The 23,988-nt window shown below is 67.6% G+C and carries 21 protein-coding genes; 12 read left to right on the forward strand and 9 right to left on the reverse strand.

Features of this window, described 5'->3' with window-relative positions; all coding sequences use genetic code 11:
• Positions 1-23 precede the first annotated feature (23 nt).
• From O3I_RS40450 to O3I_RS40460, 3 genes are all read left to right on the forward strand, one after another.
• Positions 24-1,379: a S1 family peptidase gene (locus O3I_RS40450; protein WP_014988861.1), complete on the forward strand. Its 1,356-nt coding sequence runs from the start codon at positions 24-26 to the stop codon at positions 1,377-1,379.
• A 99-nt stretch (positions 1,380-1,478) separates the two neighbouring features.
• Positions 1,479-2,741, forward strand: a complete 1,263-nt coding sequence (locus O3I_RS40455) for a S1 family peptidase (RefSeq protein ID WP_014988862.1) — start codon at positions 1,479-1,481, stop codon at positions 2,739-2,741.
• Between the two features lie 138 nt (positions 2,742-2,879).
• Positions 2,880-3,785 (forward strand): NRDE family protein, encoded by a 906-nt coding sequence (locus O3I_RS40460; RefSeq protein WP_014988863.1) that lies wholly within the window; start codon positions 2,880-2,882, stop codon positions 3,783-3,785.
• A gap of 59 nt (positions 3,786-3,844) precedes the next feature.
• Here the strand turns inward: O3I_RS40460 and O3I_RS40465 are convergent, their stop codons facing one another.
• Positions 3,845-4,564 carry a hypothetical protein gene (locus tag O3I_RS40465; RefSeq protein WP_014988864.1) on the reverse strand — a complete coding sequence of 240 codons (720 nt, stop codon included), beginning with the start codon at positions 4,562-4,564 and terminating at the stop codon, positions 3,845-3,847.
• A 454-nt stretch (positions 4,565-5,018) separates the two neighbouring features.
• Between O3I_RS40465 and O3I_RS40470 the strand changes: the two genes are divergently transcribed.
• The 3 genes from O3I_RS40470 to O3I_RS40480 all read left to right on the forward strand — a co-directional run bounded on the left by O3I_RS40470 (position 5,019) and on the right by O3I_RS40480 (position 9,452).
• Entirely contained in the window at positions 5,019-8,222 is a 3,204-nt protein-coding gene (locus tag O3I_RS40470; RefSeq protein WP_014988865.1) for a (Fe-S)-binding protein, read from the forward strand.
• Positions 8,223-8,361: 139 nt separating this feature from the next.
• Positions 8,362-8,883, forward strand: a complete 522-nt coding sequence (locus tag O3I_RS40475) for a helix-turn-helix domain-containing protein (RefSeq protein WP_014988866.1) — start codon at positions 8,362-8,364, stop codon at positions 8,881-8,883.
• Positions 8,883-9,452, forward strand: coding sequence for a PIN domain-containing protein (locus O3I_RS40480; RefSeq protein WP_014988867.1), 570 nt, complete (start codon positions 8,883-8,885; stop codon positions 9,450-9,452). The genes O3I_RS40475 and O3I_RS40480 overlap by 1 nt, the downstream gene beginning before the upstream one ends.
• Positions 9,453-9,472: 20 nt before the next feature.
• Here the strand turns inward: O3I_RS40480 and O3I_RS40485 are convergent, their stop codons facing one another.
• The 3 genes from O3I_RS40485 to O3I_RS40495 all read right to left on the reverse strand — a co-directional run bounded on the left by O3I_RS40485 (position 9,473) and on the right by O3I_RS40495 (position 12,532).
• Entirely contained in the window at positions 9,473-10,621 is a 1,149-nt protein-coding gene (locus tag O3I_RS40485; RefSeq protein WP_014988868.1) for an acyl-CoA dehydrogenase family protein, read from the reverse strand.
• Positions 10,621-11,850 (reverse strand): acyl-CoA dehydrogenase family protein, encoded by a 1,230-nt coding sequence (locus O3I_RS40490; protein ID WP_014988869.1) that lies wholly within the window; start codon positions 11,848-11,850, stop codon positions 10,621-10,623. The genes O3I_RS40485 and O3I_RS40490 overlap by 1 nt, the downstream gene beginning before the upstream one ends.
• A 148-nt stretch (positions 11,851-11,998) precedes the next feature.
• Positions 11,999-12,532, reverse strand: a complete 534-nt coding sequence (locus O3I_RS40495; RefSeq protein WP_051067095.1) for a YdcF family protein — start codon at positions 12,530-12,532, stop codon at positions 11,999-12,001.
• Between the two features lie 134 nt (positions 12,533-12,666).
• Between O3I_RS40495 and O3I_RS40500 the strand changes: the two genes are divergently transcribed.
• Positions 12,667-13,989: a UDP-glucose dehydrogenase family protein gene (locus O3I_RS40500; protein WP_014988871.1), complete on the forward strand. Its 1,323-nt coding sequence runs from the start codon at positions 12,667-12,669 to the stop codon at positions 13,987-13,989.
• 138 nt (positions 13,990-14,127) lie between these two features.
• Positions 14,128-15,435 carry an Hsp70 family protein gene (locus tag O3I_RS40505; protein ID WP_167829207.1) on the forward strand — a complete coding sequence of 436 codons (1,308 nt, stop codon included), beginning with the start codon at positions 14,128-14,130 and terminating at the stop codon, positions 15,433-15,435.
• Positions 15,436-15,496: 61 nt separating this feature from the next.
• On the opposite strand, the gene O3I_RS40510 is transcribed toward O3I_RS40505, so the two are convergent.
• From O3I_RS40510 to O3I_RS40520, 3 genes are all read right to left on the reverse strand, one after another.
• The gene (locus tag O3I_RS40510; RefSeq protein WP_014988873.1) at positions 15,497-16,771 is read right to left on the reverse strand and encodes a YibE/F family protein; all 1,275 of its coding nucleotides are present in this window, start codon (positions 16,769-16,771) and stop codon (positions 15,497-15,499) included.
• Positions 16,772-17,114: 343 nt separating this feature from the next.
• Positions 17,115-18,371, reverse strand: coding sequence for a pyridoxal phosphate-dependent aminotransferase (locus O3I_RS40515; RefSeq protein ID WP_014988874.1), 1,257 nt, complete (start codon positions 18,369-18,371; stop codon positions 17,115-17,117).
• 110 nt (positions 18,372-18,481) lie between these two features.
• Complete coding sequence (locus O3I_RS40520; protein WP_237748211.1) at positions 18,482-19,492, reverse strand: XRE family transcriptional regulator; 1,011 nt, start codon at positions 19,490-19,492, stop codon at positions 18,482-18,484.
• Between the two features lie 560 nt (positions 19,493-20,052).
• Here O3I_RS40520 and O3I_RS40525 point away from each other — a divergent pair.
• Entirely contained in the window at positions 20,053-20,502 is a 450-nt protein-coding gene (locus O3I_RS40525) for a hypothetical protein (protein ID WP_014988876.1), read from the forward strand.
• 128 nt (positions 20,503-20,630) lie between these two features.
• The gene (locus tag O3I_RS40530) at positions 20,631-21,440 is read left to right on the forward strand and encodes an AraC family transcriptional regulator (RefSeq protein ID WP_014988877.1); all 810 of its coding nucleotides are present in this window, start codon (positions 20,631-20,633) and stop codon (positions 21,438-21,440) included.
• Positions 21,441-21,443: 3 nt separating this feature from the next.
• Here O3I_RS40530 and O3I_RS40535 read toward each other — a convergent pair whose 3' ends face one another.
• Positions 21,444-21,935, reverse strand: a complete 492-nt coding sequence (locus tag O3I_RS40535; protein ID WP_202804911.1) for a tetratricopeptide repeat protein — start codon at positions 21,933-21,935, stop codon at positions 21,444-21,446.
• 100 nt (positions 21,936-22,035) lie between these two features.
• Between O3I_RS40535 and O3I_RS40540 the strand changes: the two genes are divergently transcribed.
• Positions 22,036-22,422 carry a hypothetical protein gene (locus O3I_RS40540; RefSeq protein ID WP_014988879.1) on the forward strand — a complete coding sequence of 129 codons (387 nt, stop codon included), beginning with the start codon at positions 22,036-22,038 and terminating at the stop codon, positions 22,420-22,422.
• A 6-nt stretch (positions 22,423-22,428) separates the two neighbouring features.
• Here O3I_RS40540 and dcd read toward each other — a convergent pair whose 3' ends face one another.
• Entirely contained in the window at positions 22,429-23,016 is a 588-nt protein-coding gene (dcd, locus tag O3I_RS40545; RefSeq protein WP_014988880.1) for a dCTP deaminase, read from the reverse strand.
• 135 nt (positions 23,017-23,151) lie between these two features.
• Here dcd and O3I_RS40550 point away from each other — a divergent pair, with 135 nt between their 5' ends.
• A complete protein-coding gene (locus tag O3I_RS40550; protein ID WP_041564950.1) occupies positions 23,152-23,925 on the forward strand; it encodes an SDR family NAD(P)-dependent oxidoreductase in 774 nt (257 codons plus the stop codon).
• The last annotated feature ends 63 nt before the right edge of the window (positions 23,926-23,988 follow it).

The raw sequence follows: 23,988 nt of genomic DNA on the forward strand, positions 1-23,988 counted from the left end.
CTCGTGTGCCACGAAGGGATTTCATGCGCAAGTTGGTGGCGCGCCGCGCCGCGGTCAAAGCTGTCGCTATCGCTTCGACCGTTTTCCTCGCTCCCTTGCTCGGCACGACCACCGCCGCGGCGGCGCCGACGACCCCCGCGCAGCTCACCGCCGATACGCTGCCGCCCGAACTGGCGCAGGCCATCGCGCGCGACCTGAAGATGACGCCGACCGAATACCTGGACCGCGCCGCCCGCGCACAGCAACTGCGCGACTACGCCCGCGACTTCCGCTCCGAGCGTCCCGAGTCGTTCGCCGGCGCGTGGATCGGCACCGACGGCAAGCCCATCGTCGCGGTCACCTCGCTCGACGCCGCCAAGATCGCCTCCGCCGACGGCTACCAGACCAGGCTCGCCCCCGTCTCCGCGGACGGACTGGAGGGCTCGCTGATGCAGCTGAACCAGTGGATCACCAGCCTGCCGCGCGAGATCTCGACGGCGATCAACTCGGTCGCCATCGACTTCCTCAACAGCCAGCTGGTGCTCAGCGTCGCCAACACCCCCGCGGGCCACCTGCTGAACCTGCCGACCCTGATCGCCAACGTCAAGGTCATCCTCTCGCCCGGCAGCGGCGGCGCGGTGGAGCGGCGGCCGATGGGTGGCGACACCTACATCAGCGCTCCGATCCCGCTGAGCGACGCCTCGCTCAAGGGTGTCGACGTCTGCTCGTTCGGCTTCAACAGCGTCGACGCGGCCGGCAACGCGCTGAACATCAGTGCGGGACACTGCGATCCGAACGTCGGCAAGGACAGCCAAACGGCCACCGTCTACTTCCCCAACGTCAAGGACATCCCGGCCAGCCCCGAGCTCGGTACGTTCGTCCAGGCGAAGCTGGGCGGGCAGAGCGCACTGGACTACTCGGTGATCAAGCTGAACGAGCGCGCCGTCCGCGCCGGCATGGACCAGCCGACCGTGCGCGGCGCGAATGGCACCACGCTGTCGATCACCGGCACCGCCGACCCGATCACCGGCGCGCCGGTGTGCAAGACCGGGCAGTCCTCCACCTTCACCTGTGGCTTCGTGGTGGCCGACCGGGTCGAGACCCAGCTCTACACCGCGGAGGGCGAGAGCAAGGTCGTGCGCGGCTTCGCCAGCTCGGCCTGCACCCTCGGCGGGGACAGCGGCGGCGCGATCGTGTCCGGCACGCTCGCCCTCGGCATCACCAGCGGCTCCAACGCGGCCGAGGCCCCCGATTGCAACGAGGCCAATATCGCGCTGGCACAGTACGGCGGCACCGCCAGCCTCGGCATTCCGATCCGGCCGATCCTGGCCGATATCGACGCCTCGTCCGGCGGCGGCGTCGGTAGCGGCATCTCGGTGCGAACCCGAGGCTCGGTATAAGTAGGCATAGCGGGCTCGAGCCCATATAGTCTGGGCATGCTCCTGCCACGTATAGGTCATCTCCGATCAGCTGCGCGACAGACCCGGGTCCGAAAATCAGTGATCGCCGCTTCGGCGGCGATACTGCTGTTCGGACCGACGGCAGTAGCGTCTGCACAACCCGATCCCGCGCCGAATCTGCCCGCAGAGCTCGTCAGCGCGATCGCCCGTGATCTGAAGATCTCGCCGGAGGAGTACCTGCACCGCGCCGACGTGGCCCAGCAGGTCGCCGCGTTCGCCACCACCGCCCAGCGGCAGTACCCCGCCGTGTTCGGCGGCTCGTGGCTCGACGAGGGCGGCAAGGCGGTCGTGGCGCTGGCGCAGGGGCCGGGTGCCGACGAAGCCCGAAAGGCCGCGCAGTCAGCCGGTTTCGAGGTGCGCAACGTGGCCAAGAGCGAGACCGCGCTGCGTGGCGAGAAGAGCGCGTTCGAGCGGTGGCTGGAGGGCCAGCCCGAGGCGGTCTCCTCGCTGGTGCGCGGCGTCGTGGTCGACACCGTCAACAACAGCATCGCGGTGCGCGTCGACAAGATCGGCCTGCCGATGCCGAACTTCATCGATCCGTCCCGGGTCATCGTGATGGCCCCGCCGGTGGCCGGTGAGCAGGCGACGCTGCCGCAGGCGAGCGAAATCGCCGGTGCCGGAACCGGTGTGCTGGCCGGCGGCGACGGCTACGCCTCGGTCGCGGGCCGCACCTCGCTGCGCTGCTCGCTCGGCTTCAACGGCACCGACCGCAACGGCAACATCGTGAATGTCACGGCGGGCCACTGCAACCCGGATCTGCCGTCGGCGGGCAACGACAACGCCGCGCGGATCCACGAGCTCAACGGCGACCGGCTCGGCACCGAGCTCGGCCGGTTCCAGAAGTCGGTGCTCGGCGAGCAGGACTACTCGATCGTGCGGATCGCCGACCAGTCCCGGGATCGCTTCAGCAACAACGAGGTCCGGGTGCCCGGTGCCGCGTCCATCCGGATCGAAGGCGTCGCGACCCCGGTCGTCGGCGCGCCGGTCTGCAAGTCCGGTTCGCGGACCGGCTTCAGCTGCGGCGTGGTGAACGCGGTCGACCAGACCGTGCAGGTGGGCGAGCGCGAACTGACCCAGGCGTTCTCGGCCAACATCTGCGCGCTGCCCGGCGACAGCGGCGGCCCGATCGTGACCGGCCGTCTGGCGCTCGGCATCTCCAGCGCGTCGTCGGTGGCCGACTACCCGATCTGCGAGATCCCCAACCTGATCGGCGCCCTCACCGGCAACGCACCGCAGCTGTTCGCGCAGCCGGTGCACGTGGTGCTCTCGGACAACCCCGGTCTGAAGCTGCGCACCAACTAGTTTTCCCGGCGAAAAGGCCGGCCGCGTTCGCGCGGCCGGCCTTTTCGCTGTCCCGGGCACCTTTCCACTGGCCTTGCGGACCCGTTCCGGCGGCGAAGGCGGTGCTGTCCCCGGCACCGTTGCGGCATCCTGGACTGCATGTGTTTGGTGTTGATCGGCTGGCGTGCCCATCCGGAGTATCGGTTGATCGTCGCGGCCAACCGGGACGAGTTCTATACCCGGCCGACCGAGTCCATGCGCTGGTGGCCGGAGCTGCCCGGCCTGCTCGCGGGCCGCGACCTCGGCGCGAAGAACAAGTCCGCAGGCGATCCGCCCGGCACCTGGCTCGGCTTCGGTGTCGCCGCGCCGGATCAGCAGGAACCGCTGCGCCCCAACCGATTCGCGACGGTGACCAACGTGCGCAACCCGAAGAATGAGCGCGCCGACGCTCGTTCCCGCGGCGCGCTGCTGATGGATTTCCTGCGAGGCTCGGCGCAGCCGCGCGCCGGCGCCGACTTTCCCGGCCCGGAGAAGTACGTCCTCGACGTCGCGGCCGCGCCCGACGACTACAACGGCTACAACCTGGTGGTGTCGGACCTGGACGCGCTGTGGTGGCATTCGAACCGCAGCGCCGCGCCGCCGCAGGAACTCACGCCCGGCTTCCACGGCCTCTCCAACGCCCCGTTCGTCAGCTCGGTAGGGCCGAACCCACAGGATATGGATTTGACCGCCCCACAGCCCATCTGGCCCAAAGTACGCAGCGGCGTAGCCGACCTGCGGGCCGTGGTCTCGTCCGAACCCGGCGCGATGGACCGCTACTTCGCGGTGCTCGCGGACCGCACGCGCGCCACGGACGCGGAACTGCCGGACACCGGCGTGCCCAAGCGGATGGAGCGCAGGCTGTCGTCCCGGTTCATCGCCGACGGCGTGCACGGCACCCGCGCGAGCACGGTGCTGCTGGTGCGGGAGGACGGTTCGTTCGAGATGGCGGAGCGGACCTTCGGGCGGTTCGGGCGGCCCAAGGGCACGGTGTCGTTGCGCGGCACGCTGGAATTGCCCGCCTGAAACGACGACTCGGCCCGCCCTCCGAAGAGAGCGGGCCGAGTCGATGGAACCGAAAGAACTTACTTCACCGGCTGCGGCTTGTCCGCCCACTGGGTGGTGCCGTCCGGCGCCTGAATGGTGTTGATCAGCTCGAGGCCCGCGGCGACCAGCGCCGGGCCACCGACGATGATGGTGCCCAGGATGCCGCCGATACCGGCGCCCACCGGGATGCCGAGCAGGCCGCCGACACCGAAGATCGGCAGGCCGAGGAAGAAGCCGACGACGGCGCCGATCGCGGTGCCGATGAAGCCACCGATCGCGGTCGCGATGCCGAACTTGCTGGCGAACTCGTTCTGCGCCCGCTGGTTCTCGATCGGCGAGGCGATGTCCTGCGCCACGGACGGGCGGGCGGCCACCGGCTTGCCGGAGACGACGAGGCCCTCGGGCTTCTGCGGGGTGATCTCGAGGACGGTGCCGTCCTTCTTCACCTCGGTCTTGACCGGGACGAGGGTGCCGTCGACGTCGACCTCGAGCGGGAACGAAACGAGGGTGTTGCCCTGACCGTCACGCACGTTGGCAACACTGAGCTTGGGATCTTCGGCGGTCGCTCCGTTCTCCTCGGTAACCGAGAAGGTGCCCCCCTTGAGCGACGCGACAACCGTCTTGTCGACCAGCTTGACGGAGTAGTTGATGCCGGAGTCGGCCGGTGCGGCGACAGGCTCGGCATGCGCGGTCCCGAGACCGATGGTCATCGCGCCGATGACCAACGCGGCACCCGCGGTGGTTCTGCGGAGGTTCATTCAGTTTCCAATCCATCATCAGGTCGTCTACCGGCCGGTCTGCGTCACGCGAGAGCTCTTCATCAAATCCGGGCGGTCGCCCCGGATCCTCCCCGAGCAGTGCGGAGACGGGCACAGCAGACAGAACGTCGTGAGCGTAATCGAACGGCCGCTCAGATGCGAGATGCATTACGCGCCTTGCGGACTAAGCCTGACCTTAGCGACAGAACCGATTCGCTCGACGTTTACGGTGGTGATCACCCGAACGTGCAGTTGGATTGGCAACCCTTTTGTGACGTTCATCACAGGTAAATTCTGCGTCAAGCCCCAGGAAGATGGGGCATAGCTCAGGTGCTGATCGTACGGTAGACAGTGGTTGTTACCGGTGGGTAACTTACCGCCGGTTAGGATACGAGCCAACCGGGGCGGCCGAACTGCCCCCGCTCGTGTTGCCTCTCTAGAGAAAGGTCGCGACATGAATGCCCTGACAGTGACGCTGGGCACGATTGGGACGGCGCTCAGCCTATTGTGTTGGGCCTCGTTCGTCGGCGGCGTTCGAAACATCGCGCGCACCATCATGATCGGCCAGAGCGCGCCGGACCGCTGGCGACCGTTCTTCCCCCGCTTCAAGACGATGATCGTGGAATTCCTGGCGCACACGCGCATGGTGAAGTTCCGCACCGTCGGCTGGGCCCACTGGCTGGTGATGATCGGCTTCCTGGCCGGGTTCATCCTCTTCTTCGAGGCCTACGGGCAGACCTTCGATCCCGAATTCCACTGGCCGATCATCGGCAACTGGGCGATCTACCACCTGGCCGACGAGATCCTCGGCATCGGCACCGTGATCGGCATCCTGGTGCTGATCGTGATCCGCCAGCTGAACCACCCGCGCCTGCCCGAGCGGCTGTCCCGGTTCAGCGGTTCGCGGTTCGGTCCCGCCTACATCATCGAGACCATCGTGCTCATCGAGGGCCTCGGCATGGTGCTGGTCAAGGCGGGCAAGATCGCCGTCTACGGCCACTCGAACCCGTGGACCGACTTCTTCACCATGCAGGTCGCCAAGCTGCTGCCGGCCAACGCGACGATGGTCGCGCTGTTCGCGTTCGTGAAACTGATGTCGGGCAGCACCTTCCTGTTCCTGGTCGGCCGCAACCTCAACTGGGGCGTGGCGTGGCACCGCTTCTCGGCGTTCCCGAACATCTACTTCAAGCGTGAGGACGACGGCGGTGTCGCGCTCGGCGCGGTCAAGCCGATGATGTCCAAGGGCAAGCCGATCGACATGGAGACCGCCGACCCGGACAACGACACGTTCGGCGCGGGCCGGATCGAGGACTTCTCCTGGAAGGGCTGGCTCGACTTCACCACCTGCACCGAGTGCGGCCGCTGCCAGTCGCAGTGCCCGGCCTGGAACACGGGTAAGCCGTTGTCGCCCAAGCTGCTGATCATGTCGCTGCGCGATCACGGTTACGCCAAGGCGCCGTACCTGCTGGCCGGTGGCCGCAAGGACATGGGCGGCGACGAGGTCGGCCTGGTCGACGCCGAAGGCGCGCCGAACGAGGCCGCGCTGGCGAAGATCTCCGACGCGGCGAAGGCGGAGGCGGAACGCCCGCTGGTCGGCGAGCTCGAGGCCAACGGCATCATCGACCCCGAAGTGCTGTGGTCGTGCACCACCTGCGGTGCGTGCGTCGAGCAGTGCCCGGTGGATATCGAACACGTCGACCACATCATCGACATGCGCCGCTACCAGGTGCTCATCGAATCGGAGTTCCCGTCCGAGCTCGCAGGCCTGTTCAAGAACCTGGAGAACAAGGGCAACCCCTGGGGCCAGAACTCCAAGGACCGGCTCAACTGGATCAACGAGCTGGACTTCCAGATCCCGGTCTTCGGCCAGGACGCGGACAGCTTCGACGGGTACGACTACCTGTTCTGGGTCGGTTGCGCGGGCGCCTACGAAGACCGCGCGAAGAAGACCACCAAGGCGGTCGCCGAACTGCTCGCCACCGCGGGCGTCAAGTTCATGGTGCTCGGCGCCGACGAGACCTGCACCGGTGACTCGGCCCGCCGCGCGGGCAACGAGTTCCTGTTCCAGCAGTTGGCCGCGCAGAACATCGAACTGCTCAACTCGGTGTTCGAGGGCGTCGAACAGCAGAAAAAGAAGATCGTCGTCACCTGTGCGCACTGCTTCAACGCGCTCAACAACGAGTACCCGCAGGTGGGTGGCACCTACGAGGTGGTGCACCACACCCAGCTGCTGAACCGCCTGGTGCGGCAGAAGCAGCTGATCCCGGTCGCCTCGGTGTCGCAGAACGTCACCTACCACGACCCCTGCTACCTGGGCAGGCACAACAAGGTCTACAACGCGCCGCGCGAACTGATGGAAGCCTCCGGTTCCACGCTGGTCGAAATGCCGCGCCACGGCGAACGTTCCATGTGCTGTGGCGCCGGTGGCGCGCGCATGTGGATGGAAGAGCAGCTCGGCAAGCGGATCAACGTCGACCGCGTGGACGAAGGCCTCAACACCCTCACCGGCGCCGGTGGCGCGACGCCGGGCAAGATCGCGACCGGCTGCCCGTTCTGCCGCGTCATGCTCACCGACGGCGTCACCGCCCGGCAAGAAAAGGGTGAAGGCGAAGGGGTCGAGGTCGTCGACGTCGCCCAGCTCATGCTCGACGCCATCGACCGGGTCGACCCGGCCCGGCTCACCGAGAACCTCACCGTCGTGCAGGAGCCGAAAGCGCCTGCGGTGGAAGAGGTCGCCGAGCCCGAACCCGAACCGGAGCAGCAGGCCCCGGCCGCCAAGGCCGCGCCGACCGGCGGCGGACTCGCGATGAAGGGCCCGGCGAAGGCACCCGGCGGCGGCCTCGGCATGAAGGGCGCGGCCAAGGCGCCCGGAGCCAAGGCCGAGGAGACCGCCGCGGAAGCGGCACCGCCGGTCAAGGGCCTGGCCATGAAGGGCCCCGCCAAGAAACCGGGTGGACTCGGCATGAAGGGCGCGGCCAAGGCGCCGGGCGCGAAAGCCGAACCCGCGGCGGAAGAGTCGGCCGCGGAGACCGCCGCACCGCCGGTCAAGGGTCTCGCCATGAAGGGCCCCGCCAAGAAGCCCGGCGGACTCGGCATGAAGGGCGCGGCCAAGGCGCCGGGCGCGAAGGCACCGGCCGCGGAATCCGCTCCCACCGAATCCGCCCCTGCCGAATCCGCATCCGCCACCGAGTCCGCCGCACCGGCTCCCGCGCCGAAGCCGGTCAAGGGACTCGGCATGAAGGGTGCCGCCAAAGCACCGGGCGCCAAAGCACCGGGCGCCAAAGCACCGGGCGCGAAGGCACCGGCCGCACCCGCGCCCGCTCCGGCGGCCGAGTCCCCGGCCACCCCGGAAACGCCCGCAGCCGAACCGGTTTCGGAACCCACCGAAACCAAGCCGACCATCCCCGCCAAGGGTTTGGCCATGAAGTCCGGCTTCAAGCGCCCCGGCCCCAAGACCCCCGGCACCCCCGCGACCCCGGCCAACCCGGCACCCCCGGCCGACCCCGAACCCGTCGCGGAATCCCCCGCCGAGGACCCCACCCCCGAGCCGCCCCAGCCCACCAACGGCACCGGCAACGGCGAAGCCACACCCCCCACCGCCAAACCAGGCGGCCTCGGCTTCAAGTCCGGCGCCAAGGCCCCGGGACGCAAGAACTGAACAACTGAACAACAAGATCGGCCCGGACGTGCATCACGTCCGGGCCGATTCTTTTTGGGATCCCGGCACGCGAGCGGTCCCGAATTCATCTTTCGAACGTTTCGAAATAGGTTACGATTTGTTCGAAGGAGGTGGCAGCATGCCGTCCGAGGCCTCGAGCCAGCACACATACCTGCCCGAACCAGCCGAGGAGCTGGCCCCCGTGGTCAGTTTCCTGGCCGCGCACGAGGCGCGTCATGGCGACACGGTACGGCCGCGTTACCTGCTGGTCGGTGCCGACGAGCACGATCAAGTAGAGCTGCCGGAGTCCCTGCACCGCGTCCTGGTTCAAGTGGTGTCCGCGCTGCGCGACGGGAAGGCAGTGACGGTCGCGCCGCAAAGCATGACCCTGACCACCCAGCAAGCCGCGGACTTGCTCGGCGTCAGCCGGCCGACCGTGGTCCGCTTGATCGATGCGAACAAGATCCCCGCGGAACGCGCCGGATCCCGGCGCAGGCTACTGCTCACCGATGTCCTGGCTTATCGAGAACAGCGGCGTCACCGACAGTACGAAGCACTCGCCGCGACCGCGCTCGGCCTGGACGACGAAGAAGATCCGGCAGCGGTCCTGGCAGAGCTACGTGAGATCCGAAAGGAAGCTGCGCGAAAACGTCGCAGCTGATGTTCGGCGCCCTGCTCGACACCTGCGTACTGTGGCCGAGCCTGCAACGTGACTTCCTGCTCTCGCTGGCTGTGGAGAACCTCTATCGGCCACTCTGGAGCAGTCCGATCCTCGAGGAACTCGAACGACACGAAGCTCGTAAACTCGTTCGCCGTGGCCAAGATCCGAACACTGCACAGGCCACGGCGTCCAGGCTCGTCGCGAGGATGACGACGGCGTTCGACGACGCACTCATCTGCGGGTGGGAGCCGCTCGAGGGCTCGTTCGGGCTCCCCGACGTCGATGACGAGCACGTTGTGGCCGCGGCCGTGGTCGGCGCGGCGGGAGCGATCGTCACCGAGAATCGGCGCCACTTTCCGGGCGGCCTGCTACCCGCGGGACTGCAGGTGATCGGCGCCGCGGAATTCGCCGCGAATACCTGTGCCGTCGATCCGGCCCGTGCGCTGACTTCTCTACAGGGACTCTCGCGTCGGCACTGTAATCCCCCGCAGTCGGTCGAGGAGCTGCTCGAGGTCCTCTCGACGCGGTACGGGATGTATGAGGCGGTCGAACTGATATCGAATGCGTAGGTTCGACCGCCTGATTCGGCTCAGGGGCGGGTGAGGGTGGCGTAGCGGGTGAGGTGGTGGTCGGGGGTGCCGTATTCGTGGTGGATGGCGGTGAGGCGTTTGAAGTAGTGGCCGATGGCCAGTTCTTCGGTCATGCCCATGGCGCCGTGTAGTTGGACGGCGTTCTGGCCGATGAAGCGGGCGGCGCGGGCCACGGTGACCTTGGCTGCGGCGACGGCGCGGGCGCGAGCCGGGGGTTCGGCGGAGAGCGAGTAGATCGCGAGATAGGTGGCCGCAATGGCTTGTTCGAGTTCCATGTACATGTCGACCATGCGGTGTTGCAGCACTTGGAAACTGCCGATCGGCTGACCGAACTGCTTGCGCTGCTTGGCGTATTCGAGGGTGTCGGCGAGCACGGTGCGCAGGCAGCCGACGGTTTCGGCGGCGATGGCCGCGATGGCGGTGTCGACGGTGGGTTCGATCGCGACCCAGGCGGTGCCTTCGATGCCGAGCAACGCGTCGGCGGGCACGCGGAAATCGGTGAACGTGAGGTCGGCGGCGACTCGGTCATCGATGGTCCGGTACGGATGCACCGCGATACCGGCGGGCGGGTTGTCCGCATCGAAATCGATGCAGAACAACGAGATACCGCGCTGATCGCGCCGATTGCCCGCGGTGCGCGCGGTGATCAGCAGGTGCGTGGCCAGCGGTGCGCTGGTCACCACGGTCTTCGCGCCGTCGAGCACCCACGAGTCACCATCACGCCGTGCGGTGGTGCTGACATCGTGCAGGGTCTGGCCCGAAGTCGGTTCCAGCGCAGCGAAAGCCGTGCGCGCCTCGCCCGCCGCGATCTGGCGCAGCACCGCGTCGGCGCGTTCCCCACCGGAGCGGTTCAGCAGTCCGGCGCCGACGACAATCGTGTCCACGAACGGCTCCACGACCAGCGCACGGCCGAGTTCCTCGGCGATGACCATCATTTCGACCGGCCCACCACCCATGCCGTCGACCCGCTCGGGCAGGATCGCGCCGAGGATGCCGAGTTCGTCGGCGAACGCGCGCCAGATCGCGGGCTGCCAGCCCGGCCCGGATTTGACCGCGGTGCGGCTCTTTTCCAGGTCATAGCGCGCGCCGAGGAAGCCGGCGAGGGCGGTGCGGAGCAGTTCCTGCTCCTCGGTGAGTGTGAAGTCCATCAGAGCCCCAATGCTGCTTTGGCGAGGATGTTTCGCTGAATCTCGTTGCTGCCCGCATAGATCGAGCCGGCCCGGTCGTTGAAGTAGCGCAGCGGCGCGACCGCCTGCCATTCGCTGCCGCTGTGATAACCGTCCGCGGGCGGCGTGAATTCGGCGATCGGCCCACCGGGTTTGGTGGCATGCGGTTGATACACCCGCGCGCGCGGACCGGCGGCGGTCAAGGCCAGTTCGGTCAGCTGCTGGCTCAGCTCGGTGGCGAGGATCTTCAGCATGGAGGAGGCCGGTCCCGGGTTCTTGCCCCGCGCCATCGCCGAAATCGTGCGGTACTCCAGTATTTCGAGCACCTCGGTGCGAATCCGCGCCTCCGCCAGGCGCGCCGAGAATGCCGGATCATCGATCAGCGGATTGCCGTCCGGTCCTGGCTGTTGCGCCGCTTCGATGCCGATTTCCTGTGCCATCGCCTGCAGGTACGGCGCCATCGCACCACCTCGTTCGTGCACGAGCAGATATTTGGCGACGGTCCAGCCGTCGTCGATCTGCCCGAGCACATTGCTTTTCGGTACCCGGACGTTGTCGAAGAAAACCTGGTTCTGCACCTGTTCGCCGGAGGTCATCACCAGCGGGCGGATCTCGATGCCGGGCGAGGTCATATCGATCAGCAGAAAGGTGATGCCCTGCTGCTTCTTTCCCGTCCGTGCGGTGCGCACCAGGCAGAAGATCCAATTCGCCTCGGTGGCGTGGGTGGTCCAGATCTTGCTGCCGGTGCAGACGAGGTCGTCGCCGTCCTCGACCGCCGCCATCGTCAGCGCGGCGAGGTCGGATCCCGCTTCCGGCTCCGAATAGCCTTGGCAGAAGAAGACTTCGCCGGTCAGAATGCGCGGCAGGTAGAACGCTTTCTGTTCCGCGGTCCCGTAGGCGATGATCGCGTGCGCCACCATCTTGATCCCCATCGGGGACAGCGCGGGCGCTCCCGCCAGTGTCGATTCCCGCGCGAAGATGTAGTGCTGCGTGAGGCTCCATTCGCACCCGCCGTATTCGACGGGCCAGGCGGGCGCCGCCCAGCCGCGCTCGTGCAGGATCCGCTGCCATTGCATGCTGGCCTCGTGATCGGGGTAGACGCTTGTCGCCAATCGTCCGGCGCGCCGCAACTCCGGTGTCAGTTCGGCGTCGAGAAACGCCCGCACCTCGTCCCGAAATGCCAGATCGGCCGCTGACCAGTCGAATTCCATCAGCCCTCCCGGAGGGTGTGCACCAGTGCGTCGCCATCGGCCGGAGCCGAAACGAGACAGGACCTACGTGTGTCCCGCCACTGTAGCAAACTGATGTCACCTGCCAGCAATTAGCTGAAGCATGCGCTGATCCCCGATGAAACCCCAGCTAGGCGTCACAATCCTCGAAGAAGGCCCGGACGTAGCCCGCCGACTGATAGGCGTAGTCCCACGCCCAGCGCGGAACGGAGAGGGCGGGCTCGGGGTCGACGAAGAGCAGCTCGCCGGACCAGCATTTGCCGAGGATGTAGCGGGCCCGGGAGATGTGCGGGGTGAAGGTGACCACGATGACGCGCTGCCAACCGCCGGCCCGCGCCATCCGCGCGAGAAAGCGGCCCTCGCCGCGGGTGGTGCGGGGCGCAGGATCGAAACAGATCACCTGGAAGCTGTAGCTGCCGTGGCAGATTCGATTGATCAGGGTGCTGTGCTCGTACGGATCCGAGATCAGGACCCGGGGCGCGAAGCCTTCGGCAGCCAGTCGCAGCGCCAGCTGTTCGCGGCCGTCGTGCGCCCCGCCGAGGACCAGGATCGCGTCGGCGGGAACGGGGGTGTCGGTGCGCGGCCGGACATAGACCGGCCACAGCGCCGCCACGACCGACACGGCGACGACCAGGCCGAGCACGGCCCACCGCAAGCGTCGCATCCCGTCGATGCTAGCCGTGTCGTCGCAGGTCAGGGTGGCCAACCCGGGCTGCGTCGCCACATGTACACCTACCGTTGCCGTGACCCTTGCCTCGGTGACGTGGTGTGGCCACCGGGGAGGCTTATCAATCGATCATGCGATGCACAGTCTTCGGAACCGGGTACCTCGGGGCCACGCACGCGGCGTGCATGGCCGAACTCGGGCACGACGTGATCGGGGTGGACGTCGACCCGGGCAAGGTCGCGAAGCTGTCCGATGGTGTGGTGCCGTTCTACGAACCCGGCCTCGAGGAAGTGCTGCGGCGCAACCTCGACGCGGGCAGGTTGCGATTCACCACGTCTTACGCCGAAGCCGCGGCACATTCGGAGGTGCACTTCCTCGGTGTGGGCACGCCGCAGAAGAAGGGTGAGTACGCCGCGGACCTGAAATATGTGCACGCCGTGGTGGATACGCTCGTCCCGATGCTGGAGCGTCCGTCGGTGATCATCGGCAAGTCCACCGTGCCGGTCGGCACCGCGACCGCGCTCGGGGCCAGGGCTCGCGCGCTCACCTCCGCCGAGGTCGAGGTGGCGTGGAACCCCGAGTTCCTCCGGGAAGGCTTCGCGGTGAAGGACACGCTGCGCCCGGATCGCCTTGTGCTGGGCGTGGATCGGGAGCGCGACGCCGCGGCCTGGGTCGAGCAGCTGGTGCGCGAGGTCTACGCGGATCTGATCACCGCCGAGGTGCCGTTCCTGCTGACCGACCTGGCCACCGCGGAATTGGTGAAGGTTTCGGCCAACGCCTTTCTCGCGACCAAGATTTCGTTCATCAACGCGGTCTCCGAGGTGTGCGAGGCGACCGGCGCCGACGTGACGATGCTGGCCGACGCGCTCGGCTACGACGCCCGCATCGGCCGCCGATTCCTCAATGCCGGACTGGGTTTCGGCGGCGGCTGCCTACCGAAGGACATCCGCGCGTTCATGGCCCGCTCCGGTGAGCTCGGCGCCGATCACGCGGTGGCGTTCCTGCGCGAGGTCGACAACATCAACATGCGCCGCCGCACCAAGGTGGTGGACATGGCGGCCCGCGCCTGCGGCGGTTCGCTGCTCGGCGCGAACGTGGCCGTGCTGGGCGCCGCGTTCAAACCCGAATCCGATGACGTGCGGGATTCCCCGGCGCTGAATGTGGCGGGCATGATCCAGCTGCACGGCGCGGTGGTGACCGTGTATGACCCGAAAGCACTGGAGAATTCGCGCCGGGTGTTCCCGACGCTCAACTACGCCACCTCGATTGCGGAAGCGTGCGAACGCGCCGATGTAGTCTTGGTGCTCACCGAATGGGACGAGTTCACCTCATTGCGTCCGGCCGATCTGGAGCGAGTGGTGCGGTCCCGGTCGATCATCGACGGGAGGAATTGTCTCAATCGTGCCATTTGGCGAGAAGCCGGATGGGTGTACGCCGGACTGGGTACCCCGTAGAGTTGCGTCGCGGCGGCGCGGTCTGCGGCGGTAGGCATGGTCCTGCCGTATCCACAGACGCTCGCCGACGGTATGGTCCGGGGAGCGGGCCTTCGCGCTGGCTCGCATGTCGTGAAGTGTGAACGAGATGGGCAGCTGATGAGTTCGGTACTGGGAGTTTCGGTGGGGGCCGGCGCTGTCCGTATGGCGCGACCACACACCGCGAACCCCCACGGGCACGTCGAGCCGCATTCGTTCGATCTGCAGACCGTTCCGGTCGCCGGCCAGACGGTCGAGGAGCTGGCCGCCGAGGCCATCGGCGTCACGCTGGAGACCACGCCCGGCATCGCCGCCACCGCGATCGCCTACCGCAGCGAGCAGCACGCCCGCGCGGTGCGCGCGGCCATGGCCCGCCAGCAGCTGACCAATTACGAACTCGTCCCCGAGGTGGTCGCCGCGCTGGAATTCGCGCAGTCCACCGGTGATATCCGCGGCATCTCCTCGCTGGTCGTCTACGACCTCGGCAGCTCGGGTCTGTCGGTGAGCGTGGTGGACACCCAGTCGCGGGAGATCCGCTACAGCGAGCGCACCAGCGATATCAGCGGCGACTACCTCGACTCGTTGATCCGCGAACAGCAGATCGCCTCCGGCCGGATCGCGCATCCGCCGGACGCGGCGGGCCTGGCCGCACTGGACGGGCTGTGCCGCGAAGCCAAGGAACAGCTATCCACCAACACCGCGGTCGCGCTCCCCAGCGAGCAGGGCCTGGTGTTACTGGCACAGGAGAACTTCGAGTCGCTGATCATGCTGGCGATCGAATCGTCGGCGCGGATGGCGCGCGACGTGATCACCCGCTCCGACCGCCCCGTGCACGGCGTGCTCGCGATCGGCGGCTGCGCCCGGATTCCGCTGGTGGCCAAGGTACTCGAACGCTGGATGGGTGTGCCGGTGATCGTGCCGCAGAGCCCGGAGACCGTGGTGGCCCGCGGTGCCGCGCTGCTCGCCCGGCCGGTGCAGCCCGAGGCGGCGGCGGCCGGCGCGGTGCTCGATGACGAATTATCCCCGGCCTGGTTATCGACGCCCCCGAAGAAACGCGGTAAACGCGAGATCAGCGGCGCGGTGCTGACCGTCAGCGCGCTCGCGGTGGTCGCCGCGATCGGCCTGGGCCTGGGCTACGGTCCCCAAGTACTGCAACGCGATTCGCACAGCGAAGGATCACCCACCGTGCCGACGACCACGTCGCCGCGCACCACCACGCTCGACCCGCAGATCGCCGTCGCCCCCGCGACACCCTCGGAGACGCCCGCGGAATCGGTGGCCGCGCCGCCGCCGCGCCGGGCCACCACCGAGCCCCCGCCGCCACCGGCCCCGGGCCCCAACACCATTGTCGTGCCGGGGCTTCCGCCGATCGTGGTGCCCACGATCCCGCCCGAGGTCTTCCCCTTCCCACCGCCCCCGCCGCGCTAGGCCTGTCTCGAAGTCCGGCCGGATGCGCCGCGGTTCAGCCCGTCACCTGGCCGCGTCGTCCTCAGTTCCGCGCGTGCCGGGCCCGGCGCGGCGGCTCGACCGGCGCGTGGCTGCCGAACGGACGAGCGAGCATCACCGCGATGGCGGTGGTCAGCGGGACGGACAGGGCCAGGGCGATACCGCCGACGGACGAGCGGGCGATCTCGATGGCCACGGCGTCGCCGGTCAGCACGTCCCGGATGGATCGCCCCGCGACGCTGAACAACAGCAGCAGCGGCAACGCGCCGCCGGCGTAGGCGAGCACCAGCGTGTACACGGTGCTGGCGATATGGTCGCGGCCGACCCGCATCGCCGCGGTGAAGACCTCCCGCCGCGACGCGCCCTTGTCGATGGCGGCCAGCTCGAAGGCCGCCGAGGCCTGTGTGATGGTGACGTCGTTCAGCACGCCGAGCGAACCGATGATGAAGCCGGCCAGCAGCAGCCCGGTGATGCTGACGTGTTCGATATAGGTGGCGACGTTGGTGTTCTGTTCCTCGGACAGGCCGGTGAGGTTGGTCATCTTGATCGCCACCCAGGACAGCACCGCGGCGACGATCATCGAGGTGAGCGTCCCGAGCAGGGCCGAGCTGGTGCGCAGGTTCACCCCGTGCGCCAGGTACAGCACCGCGTAGAGGATGAGGGCGCCGGCGACCAGCGCGACCGGGATGGCGGGCTTGCCGTCCAGCAGCGCGGGCAGCATGAACAGCACCAGCACCGCGAACGCGAACACCAGACCGAGCAGCGCGCGCAGGCCGCGCCAGCGCGCCACCGCCACGATCACCACGACGAAGGCGACGACGATCAGCGTCAGCGGTAGCCCGCGCGCGTAGTCCTCGAACGAGTACATCGGCGTGCCGCTCGGGTCGGTCTGGCGCACCAGGCGCAGCTTGTCGCCGGCGTGCAGATCGGGTTGGCCAGGGCCAGGGGCGATTTCGAGCAGGGTGCGGTTGCCCTTGTGCGGCCCGGATTCGATCTCGATCAGGCTGCGCTGACAGGTGTAGGCGTTGTTGCGCGGGGCGTCGGGCTGCTCCACGAAGACCTTGCCGATCGAGGCGCTGCCGCACGGCCCGATGTCTTGCAGGACCACCGTGCCCGCCTCGGTCTGCACCGCGCCGCCGCCGGCGTTCTGCATGGGCAGCGGGATGTCGATGTGCTGTTTGCTCGGCCAGAGCAGGAAGGCGCCTGCCAGCACCACGATGCCGATGACGGTGAGCAGTCCGATGACCACGCGGGCGGCGGTGTCGCCGATCGCGATGGGACCGGAGTGATCGTGGTGATGGTGGTGGTGATCGGTCACGCGCAGAGCTTAAAGGATTTCATTTTCAAGTTGCGACCGGAAACAGCCGAGGGGGTATGCCGCTGACTTGCGGAGAGGTTCGGGAGGGGGCGGCGGAGAGCAGGGGGATGTCTCCGCCGCCCACAGGGCTGGCGGCCCAGGGGGGTAGGCGGCCGAACCCGAGACCGAGTTAACCCAGGGGGGTAGGCAACTCGGTCGGACACTCGAAAGTGCCGATTCCTACTGTACACAAAAGTACTTCGTTTGCGCTAGAGAAGTCTCCAAACCTCGCATGTATTCATACATTCGGTATGTTTAGGGGCCGAAACCAGGGCGATCCCGTTGCCGGAGGGTGGCGAGCAAGCTACTGGCGATAGCTGGACAGGAAGTTGCCGAAGCGCTCGATGGCGACCGCGAGGTCCCTGGCCCACGGCAGCGTGACGATCCGCAGATGATCGTGGTTCGGCCAGTTGAAACCGGTCCCCTGCACCATCAGGATCTTCTCCTGCAGCAGCAGATCCAGGATCAGCTTCGAATCATCATGGATCTCATACACATTCGGGTCCAGCCTGGGGAACGCGTACAGCGCACCCTTCGGTTTCACGCAGGACACACCGGGAATCATGTTGAGCCGCTCCCACGCGACATCGCGCTGCTCGAGCAGGCGCCCGCCGGGCAGGATCAGATCCTCGATACTCTGATGACCGCCGAGCGCCACCTGAATCGCATGCTGCGCAGGCACATTCGGGCACAGGCGGGACGAGGCGAGCAGGTCGATCCCCTCCAGGAAACCGGCCGCGTGCTCCTTCGGGCCGGTGATCGCCAGCCATCCGGAGCGATAGCCCGCCACCCGGTACGCCTTGGACAGGCCGTTGAAGGTCAGGCACAGCAGATCCGGCGCTACCGAGGCCATCGAAACGTGCTTGGCGTCGTCGTAGAGGATCTTGTCGTAGATCTCGTCGGCGAGCAGCAGCAATTGATGCTTGCGCGCTATATCGGCGAGCTGCTGCAGAATTTCCGCCGAATACACCGCACCCGTCGGATTATTCGGATTGATCACCAGCAGCGCCTTGGTCTTGTCAGTGATCTTCGATTCGATATCGGCGATATCGGGCTGCCAGCCGCTGGACTCGTCGCACAGGTAATGCACCGGGGTGCCGCCGGCCAGGCTGGTCATCGCGGTCCACAGCGGATAGTCCGGCGCCGGGATCAGCACCTCGTCGCCGTTGTCCAGCAGCGCCTGCATGGTGATGGTGATCAGCTCGGAGACGCCGTTGCCGAGGTAGACGTCGTCCACGTCCAGTTCGGGGAAGCCGGGCACCAGTTCGTAGCGGGTGACGACCGCGCGCCGGGCCGAGGTGATGCCCTTGGATTCGGAGTAGCCCTGGGCATACGGGAGCGACGCGATGATGTCGCGCATGATCACATCCGGCGCCTCGAAACCGAACGGCGCCGGGTTGCCGATATTGAGCTTGAGGATGCGATGCCCCTCCGCCTCCAGCCGTGCCGCCTGCGCGTGTACCGGTCCACGGATTTCGTAGACGACGTTCTGCAGCTTCGTGGACTGCTCGAGTACGCGCGGCGGGCGATGCGGTAGATGACTGGGGCTCACCCGTCCCATGGTGCCAGGTGACCGCAAGCCGATAAACGTCCAGCTCGCGCCGATTGCCGGTATTTCACCGGGACGACGCGAACCGACCCCTCGCCGGGCGGGCGATTGTGACGAGCACCTCAGGAAGCGGGGTTGCCAGGAGGTATCCCCTTCGCCGCCGTCGTGCCGCAGAACTCCTCGATCCGCTCGTCCAGGAAGCGCGCGCCGACCGCGTCCCGGAAGTCCGGGCCCGCGATCCGCCGGCGCACCCCGGTCAACCGCTCTTCCAGCTGCGCGATCCGCTTGTCCTCGGCCAGCCCGAGCACCGGCCGCAACGCCTCGGCGGCGCCGTCGAGACTGCCGTTGATCAGGTGCGCCGCGGCACAGTCGACCCGGGCCAGCGATTCGGCACCATAGGAACGTTGCTCCGACGGGCCGTTCGAGTACAGCTCGATGGCGCGCTGGGTGGCCGCCAGCGCGGGCGTCGCCTGACCGAGATGGATGTAGGTGGCGCCGGCGTAGTACTGCGCCTTCGCGTCGTTGAAGCCGAACACGCCGCCGACCTCGTCGTGCAGCGTGTCGGTCTCGGTGACCTCACGCGCGTCGTCGGCCGCCCGGATGCAGCGATCGGCATCGTTCGAATTGCCCAGGCGCGACCAGATTCTGGCCTCGATATTGAGCAAACGCACCTTCGCCGTAGCGGATTCGGCGAATTCCTGGCCGCTCTGCGCCAGCAGCACACCGCGGCGCGGCCGTTCCGACCAATACTCGATGAGCGCGTGCATGCCCCGGGTCCAGGCCCGTAAACCGTTGTGGCCGCACAATTCCGAATAGGCCCACGCGGCTCTGATCTGCTCACCCGCCGCGTCGTAATAACCCAGATCGGTACTCGCATTGGCGAGCAGACCCGAGAGGGTGCCCGCCAACAGGTACAGATGACTGGTGTCGGCGGGGCGCTGATGGCCTTCCAGCAGCCGGTACACCCGGCGGCGCACCCGTAGCATCTCCACCATCATCGGCACCGGTGGCACGTGCACATAGTCGTTCGCGATGCGTCTGACATCGGCGTCGAGCTGGTCCAACGTGGTCGCACCCACATTCGTGCTCTCGGCCTGGCCGGCGTGCTCGCTGGCCTCATGGGCAGCCGCCATGATGAGATCCCTCTCCGAAATCGCTGCTAACGCATCCCCTCTCATCGCACCGGCGTCTATGAGAGCCAAAAGGTCCGCGTCGCTCGAATATTGGGCGCGCGCCGAGGTATCGGCGGGCGCATCGAATCCGGGCGCGGTCGGTCGATCGGCCATCGGCTGATCGATCATTGCCGCAAACCGTGCCCGCACAACATCGTCGGACCTGGCCAGGGAGGTATCGAGCGCGGCTTGGTTGATCGGACGTGGGTGCACCCGGACGCCACCGGCCTCCCACTTCGAGACCAGGCGTTCATGCACCCCGAGATGAGCCGCGAACTGCCTGATGCTCATCCTTTTGGCATCGCGAAGGGCACGGGCCTCTTTACCTGACCATTGCCGGACCACGATGTCATCCCTTCCGAACGAACTCCTCCCAGGGTACGAGTGGTTCGTTGGCACGGCTACATACGAAACAGAGCTGGTACCAGAGGCAGCGGAAAGGCAGCGGAAAGTGGGCGTGCGGGCGATACCGAAACGGGGGTCCTACCTGGAACCTTGAGGCGGGAGGCAAGGAGTTCGCCGTGAATGTGGAGAAACTCAGGACTGTCGACGATTGGGTGGCGTTCTATCGGCACGAGTTCGGGCTACCGGTAACCGAACGTGGCGGCTTCGTCATGCTGCCGATCACCAACCGCGTCTGCGTCGTCCACTTGCCGACCGCTCGTGCCGAAAAGGTCCGGGCCGCACTGGAACAGCAGGGTACCAGGGGGCCCATGCTGGCCAGGCAGATCCGGTGGAGCTTCCTCGCCGAACCGGACAGCAGGCCGGGGGTGCAGGTATTGGACGTGCTCAATCGTCTCGATATCGGCATCCCCGCCATAGGTAGTGCCGTGATGTTGCCGACCGGTCTCGGGCGGTGGACCCGGGAAGGGTGCTTCTGGGTATCCCCACCGAGACGCGGCGACACGCTCCCACCGTTATCCGTCATCATCACGACGGCACTGGCGGTGGGTGCGGGCGGCGGGGACTGATCACGCGCCGCGATCGGTTCCCGTTGCCGCCCGGCGCAAACCGGGTCGAGTCCGCCCCTTAATTCTGGCAGTCGGCGGGGCGGACTCGACCCGGTGCTTCGGTGCGCGCGGGGTCGTAGGCTCGGAACATGGGCGGTGATCGGCTGAGCGATCTGCGCGGGACCTACCAGGTGCGTGCGCACCAGGTGGTGGCCGCGCCGCCCGCCGCGTTCGCCGGCCTCGACGTGCTGCGCTGCTTCGGTTTCGACGTGCTGGAACCGAACCCGGTGCGCCGCAGGAAGATTCCCGGCGGCACCGTGAAACTCGTCTTCGCGCTGGAGGGGATCTTCGAGGGACGCGGTCTCGACCCGACCGCGCTGGTCATCGGCTTGCACGACCGCGCGGGCAGCGCCGGGCACGCCGGACGGATGCGCAGCGTCCAGCTGCAACTCGATCCGCTGAGCGCGCGCCGGCTGCTCGGTGTGCCGCTCGACGAATTACGCAACGAGGCGGTCCCGCTCGCCGAACTGCTCGGGCCGCCGGTGCGGCAGCTGACCGAGCGACTCGCCGAATCCCGCACCTGGCCGGCACGATTCGCGCTACTGGGCGACTACCTGCGCCGACGCGTCCGCGACTGCGACGACCACGCCGACCGGGCGATCGTGCACGCAGTACGGGAACTGCGCCGGTCCAACGGAACCCGGCCGGTCACCACGCTGGCGGCGGAAAGCGGCTGGAGCCAACGGCATTTCCGGCGCCGCTTCGCCGAGCAGATCGGGTTGCCGCCCAAGGACTACGGCTCCCTGCTCCGATTCTCCGCCGCCCTGACCGCCCTGACCAGCCGACCCGAACGCGACATGAGCAGCCTCGCCGCCGAATTCGGCTACTACGACCAATCACATCTCATCCGCGACTTCCGCCGCTTCGCGGGTACCGCGCCGGGACGTCTGCTCGGCTGAACGCTACTGCGCCGGTTCTACCAGCAGCCGAGCGTAATTCGCCATGGACCGTTGGTAGCGGGGCAGGTGGGCGGCCAATGCGCCGAGTACCAGGGACAGTCCCTCTCGGTCGCGGCCGAGGGTGGACAGGCACAGGGCGAGGCACGCGCGGACGGCGTCGTCCAGCTCGTCCGACGGCGCGTCGAGTTCACGGGTCAGCAGCTCGACACCCTCCGCGGCATGACCGATGTTGCGCAGCGAACTGGACAGCTGGATCGTGGCGCGCCTGCGCCGGTAGTCGTCGAGTCCGCCCGCCAACGCCGCCCGGTACAGCGGCACCGCCTGGTCGGAGTGGCCGGTCGAATCCCAGGCACACGCCCGCTCGAACGCCCCGCGCGGATGCGCGTCCGGCAATTCGGCGACCAGGGCGTCGATCGCGGCCCGGAAGTCGGCGGCGTCGTGCTCATCGATCGTGGTCCACGCGGCCGCTACCCGATCTTCCCAATCCTGGTTCACGCCGATCACTGTCGCACACAGCCATGTCCTATTCGTCCAATACCGCGGCGCGCGTGGACCGTAGCGTTCCCCGCACCTCCACCGCGAAGGGACTCCCGCGATGTCCGCACCGCTCACCGTGCGTCTGGCCGCCCTCGGCATCGGCATACACGCCGTCAATCACGTTCTCGTCCTGGTGTTTTCACCGTTCAGCTGGCACGTCGGCACCGTGTTCCATCTGATCAGCGCCCCGCTCTACGCCGCCCTGCTGCTCCCCGTCCTGCGCGGCCGCAACTGGGCCCGCATCACCATCACCGTCTTGCTCGGCGGCCAGTTCCTCGGGCGATTCGTGGTCTGGGTGCTGTTCCCCACCACCGGCGCCCACCTGGCCCTCCTGGCCGGCTGGACCCTCTCCCTGATCGTCTTCGCCCTACTCTGGACACCCCCGTCCACCCGCCTCCACTTCCGCCACCGCGCCCCGGAGCTGTCCGAAGAACAACTGGCGTGAGGGGAACTATCGTGATTCCGCCGCGGTGGGGAGGGGGAAGTTTAGGTAGGAGCGGGAGGGGGTGGGGCCGCGCTGGCCTTGGTATTTCGAGCCGGCGGTGGCGCTGCCGTAGGGGTGTTCGGCGGGGCTGGTGAGGCGGAGCAGGCAGAGTTGGCCGATTTTCATGCCGGGCCACAGGGTGATCGGCAGGTTGGCCACGTTGGAGAGTTCCAGTGTGATGTGTCCGCTGAAACCGGGGTCGATGAAACCCGCGGTCGAGTGCGTCAACAGGCCGAGGCGGCCCAGACTCGACTTGCCCTCCAGTCGTCCGGCCAGGTCGTCGGGCAGCGTGCACACCTCGAGTGTCGAGCCGAGCACGAACTCGCCGGGATGCAGCACGAAGGGTTCACCTGCGGCCGGTTCGACCAGGCTGGTCAGCTCGTCCTGCTGCTGCGCCGGGTCGATATGGGTGTAGCGGGTGTTGTTGAACACCCGGAACATCCCGTCCAGGCGCACGTCGATACTCGACGGCTGGATCAGCGTCTCCAGCAATGGCTCGACGCCGAGACGCCCAGCGGCGATCTCCGCACGGATGTCACGATCGGAAAGCAGCACGGCAAGCAGCGTAGCGCCTGCTCGCCGCCGGTCTTCAGCCGCACATCGATGCGGCCGCGGCGATATCCTCCACTCGTTCGAGGCGGCACCGGGCAGTCGCGCCCGGCGCCGCCGGTGACCGAAGGGATGAACCGGATGACCGAGCCCGCACTGTTCGACCTGAGCGGCCACGTGGCCGTGGTGACCGGAGGCAACTCCGGGATCGGTCTCGGCTTCGCCCGCGGGCTCGCGCGAGCCGGCGCCGACGTGTGCGTCGTCGGCCGCAACACCGAGCGCAACGCCGACGCCGCGGAGATCCTGCGCGGTTACGGCGGACGGGTGCTCACCCTGTCCTGCGATGTCGGCGACGAGCAGCAGGTGCGCGACACGATGGCCAGGGTAATGGACGAACTCGGCCGGATCGACTCCTGTTTCGCCAATGCCGGTGTACCGCAAGGTGGTCTGCCGTTCCTGGAGACCGATCTCGCCGAATTCCGGCGGGTCACCTCGATCAACCTCGACGCCGCGTTCGTCACGCTGCGCGAGGCGGCGAAGGTGATGGTCGCGCAGGGCGAGGGCGGCAGCCTGGTGGGCACCGCCAGTCTGGCCGCCAAACAGGGTGTGCCGCGCGGCCAGTCCTATGCGGCGAGCAAGGCGGGTCTGATCGCCATCATGAATTCGATCGCGGTCGAGCTCGGCAAATACGGCATCCGCGCGAACTCGGTGCTGCCGGGCTGGGTGGAGACGCCGATGACGGACGGCGTGTTCGCCTGGGATCGCTTCCGGGAGCGCGTGCAGCCCCGGATCCCGGCCAAGCGCTGGGGTACGGCCACCGATTTCGAGGCCGTCGCGGTGTATCTGGCCAGCCCGGCCAGCGCTTATCACACGGGGGACACGCTGCTGATCGACGGCGGCTACAGCATGTTCTGAGCTGGTCCGTTTTGTCCGATTTTCTCGTACTCAGCGAATACACAGCATGGCAATGACATCCTG

The organism is Nocardia brasiliensis ATCC 700358, assembly GCF_000250675.2.
Classification (GTDB): Bacteria; Actinomycetota; Actinomycetes; order Mycobacteriales; family Mycobacteriaceae; genus Nocardia; species Nocardia brasiliensis_B.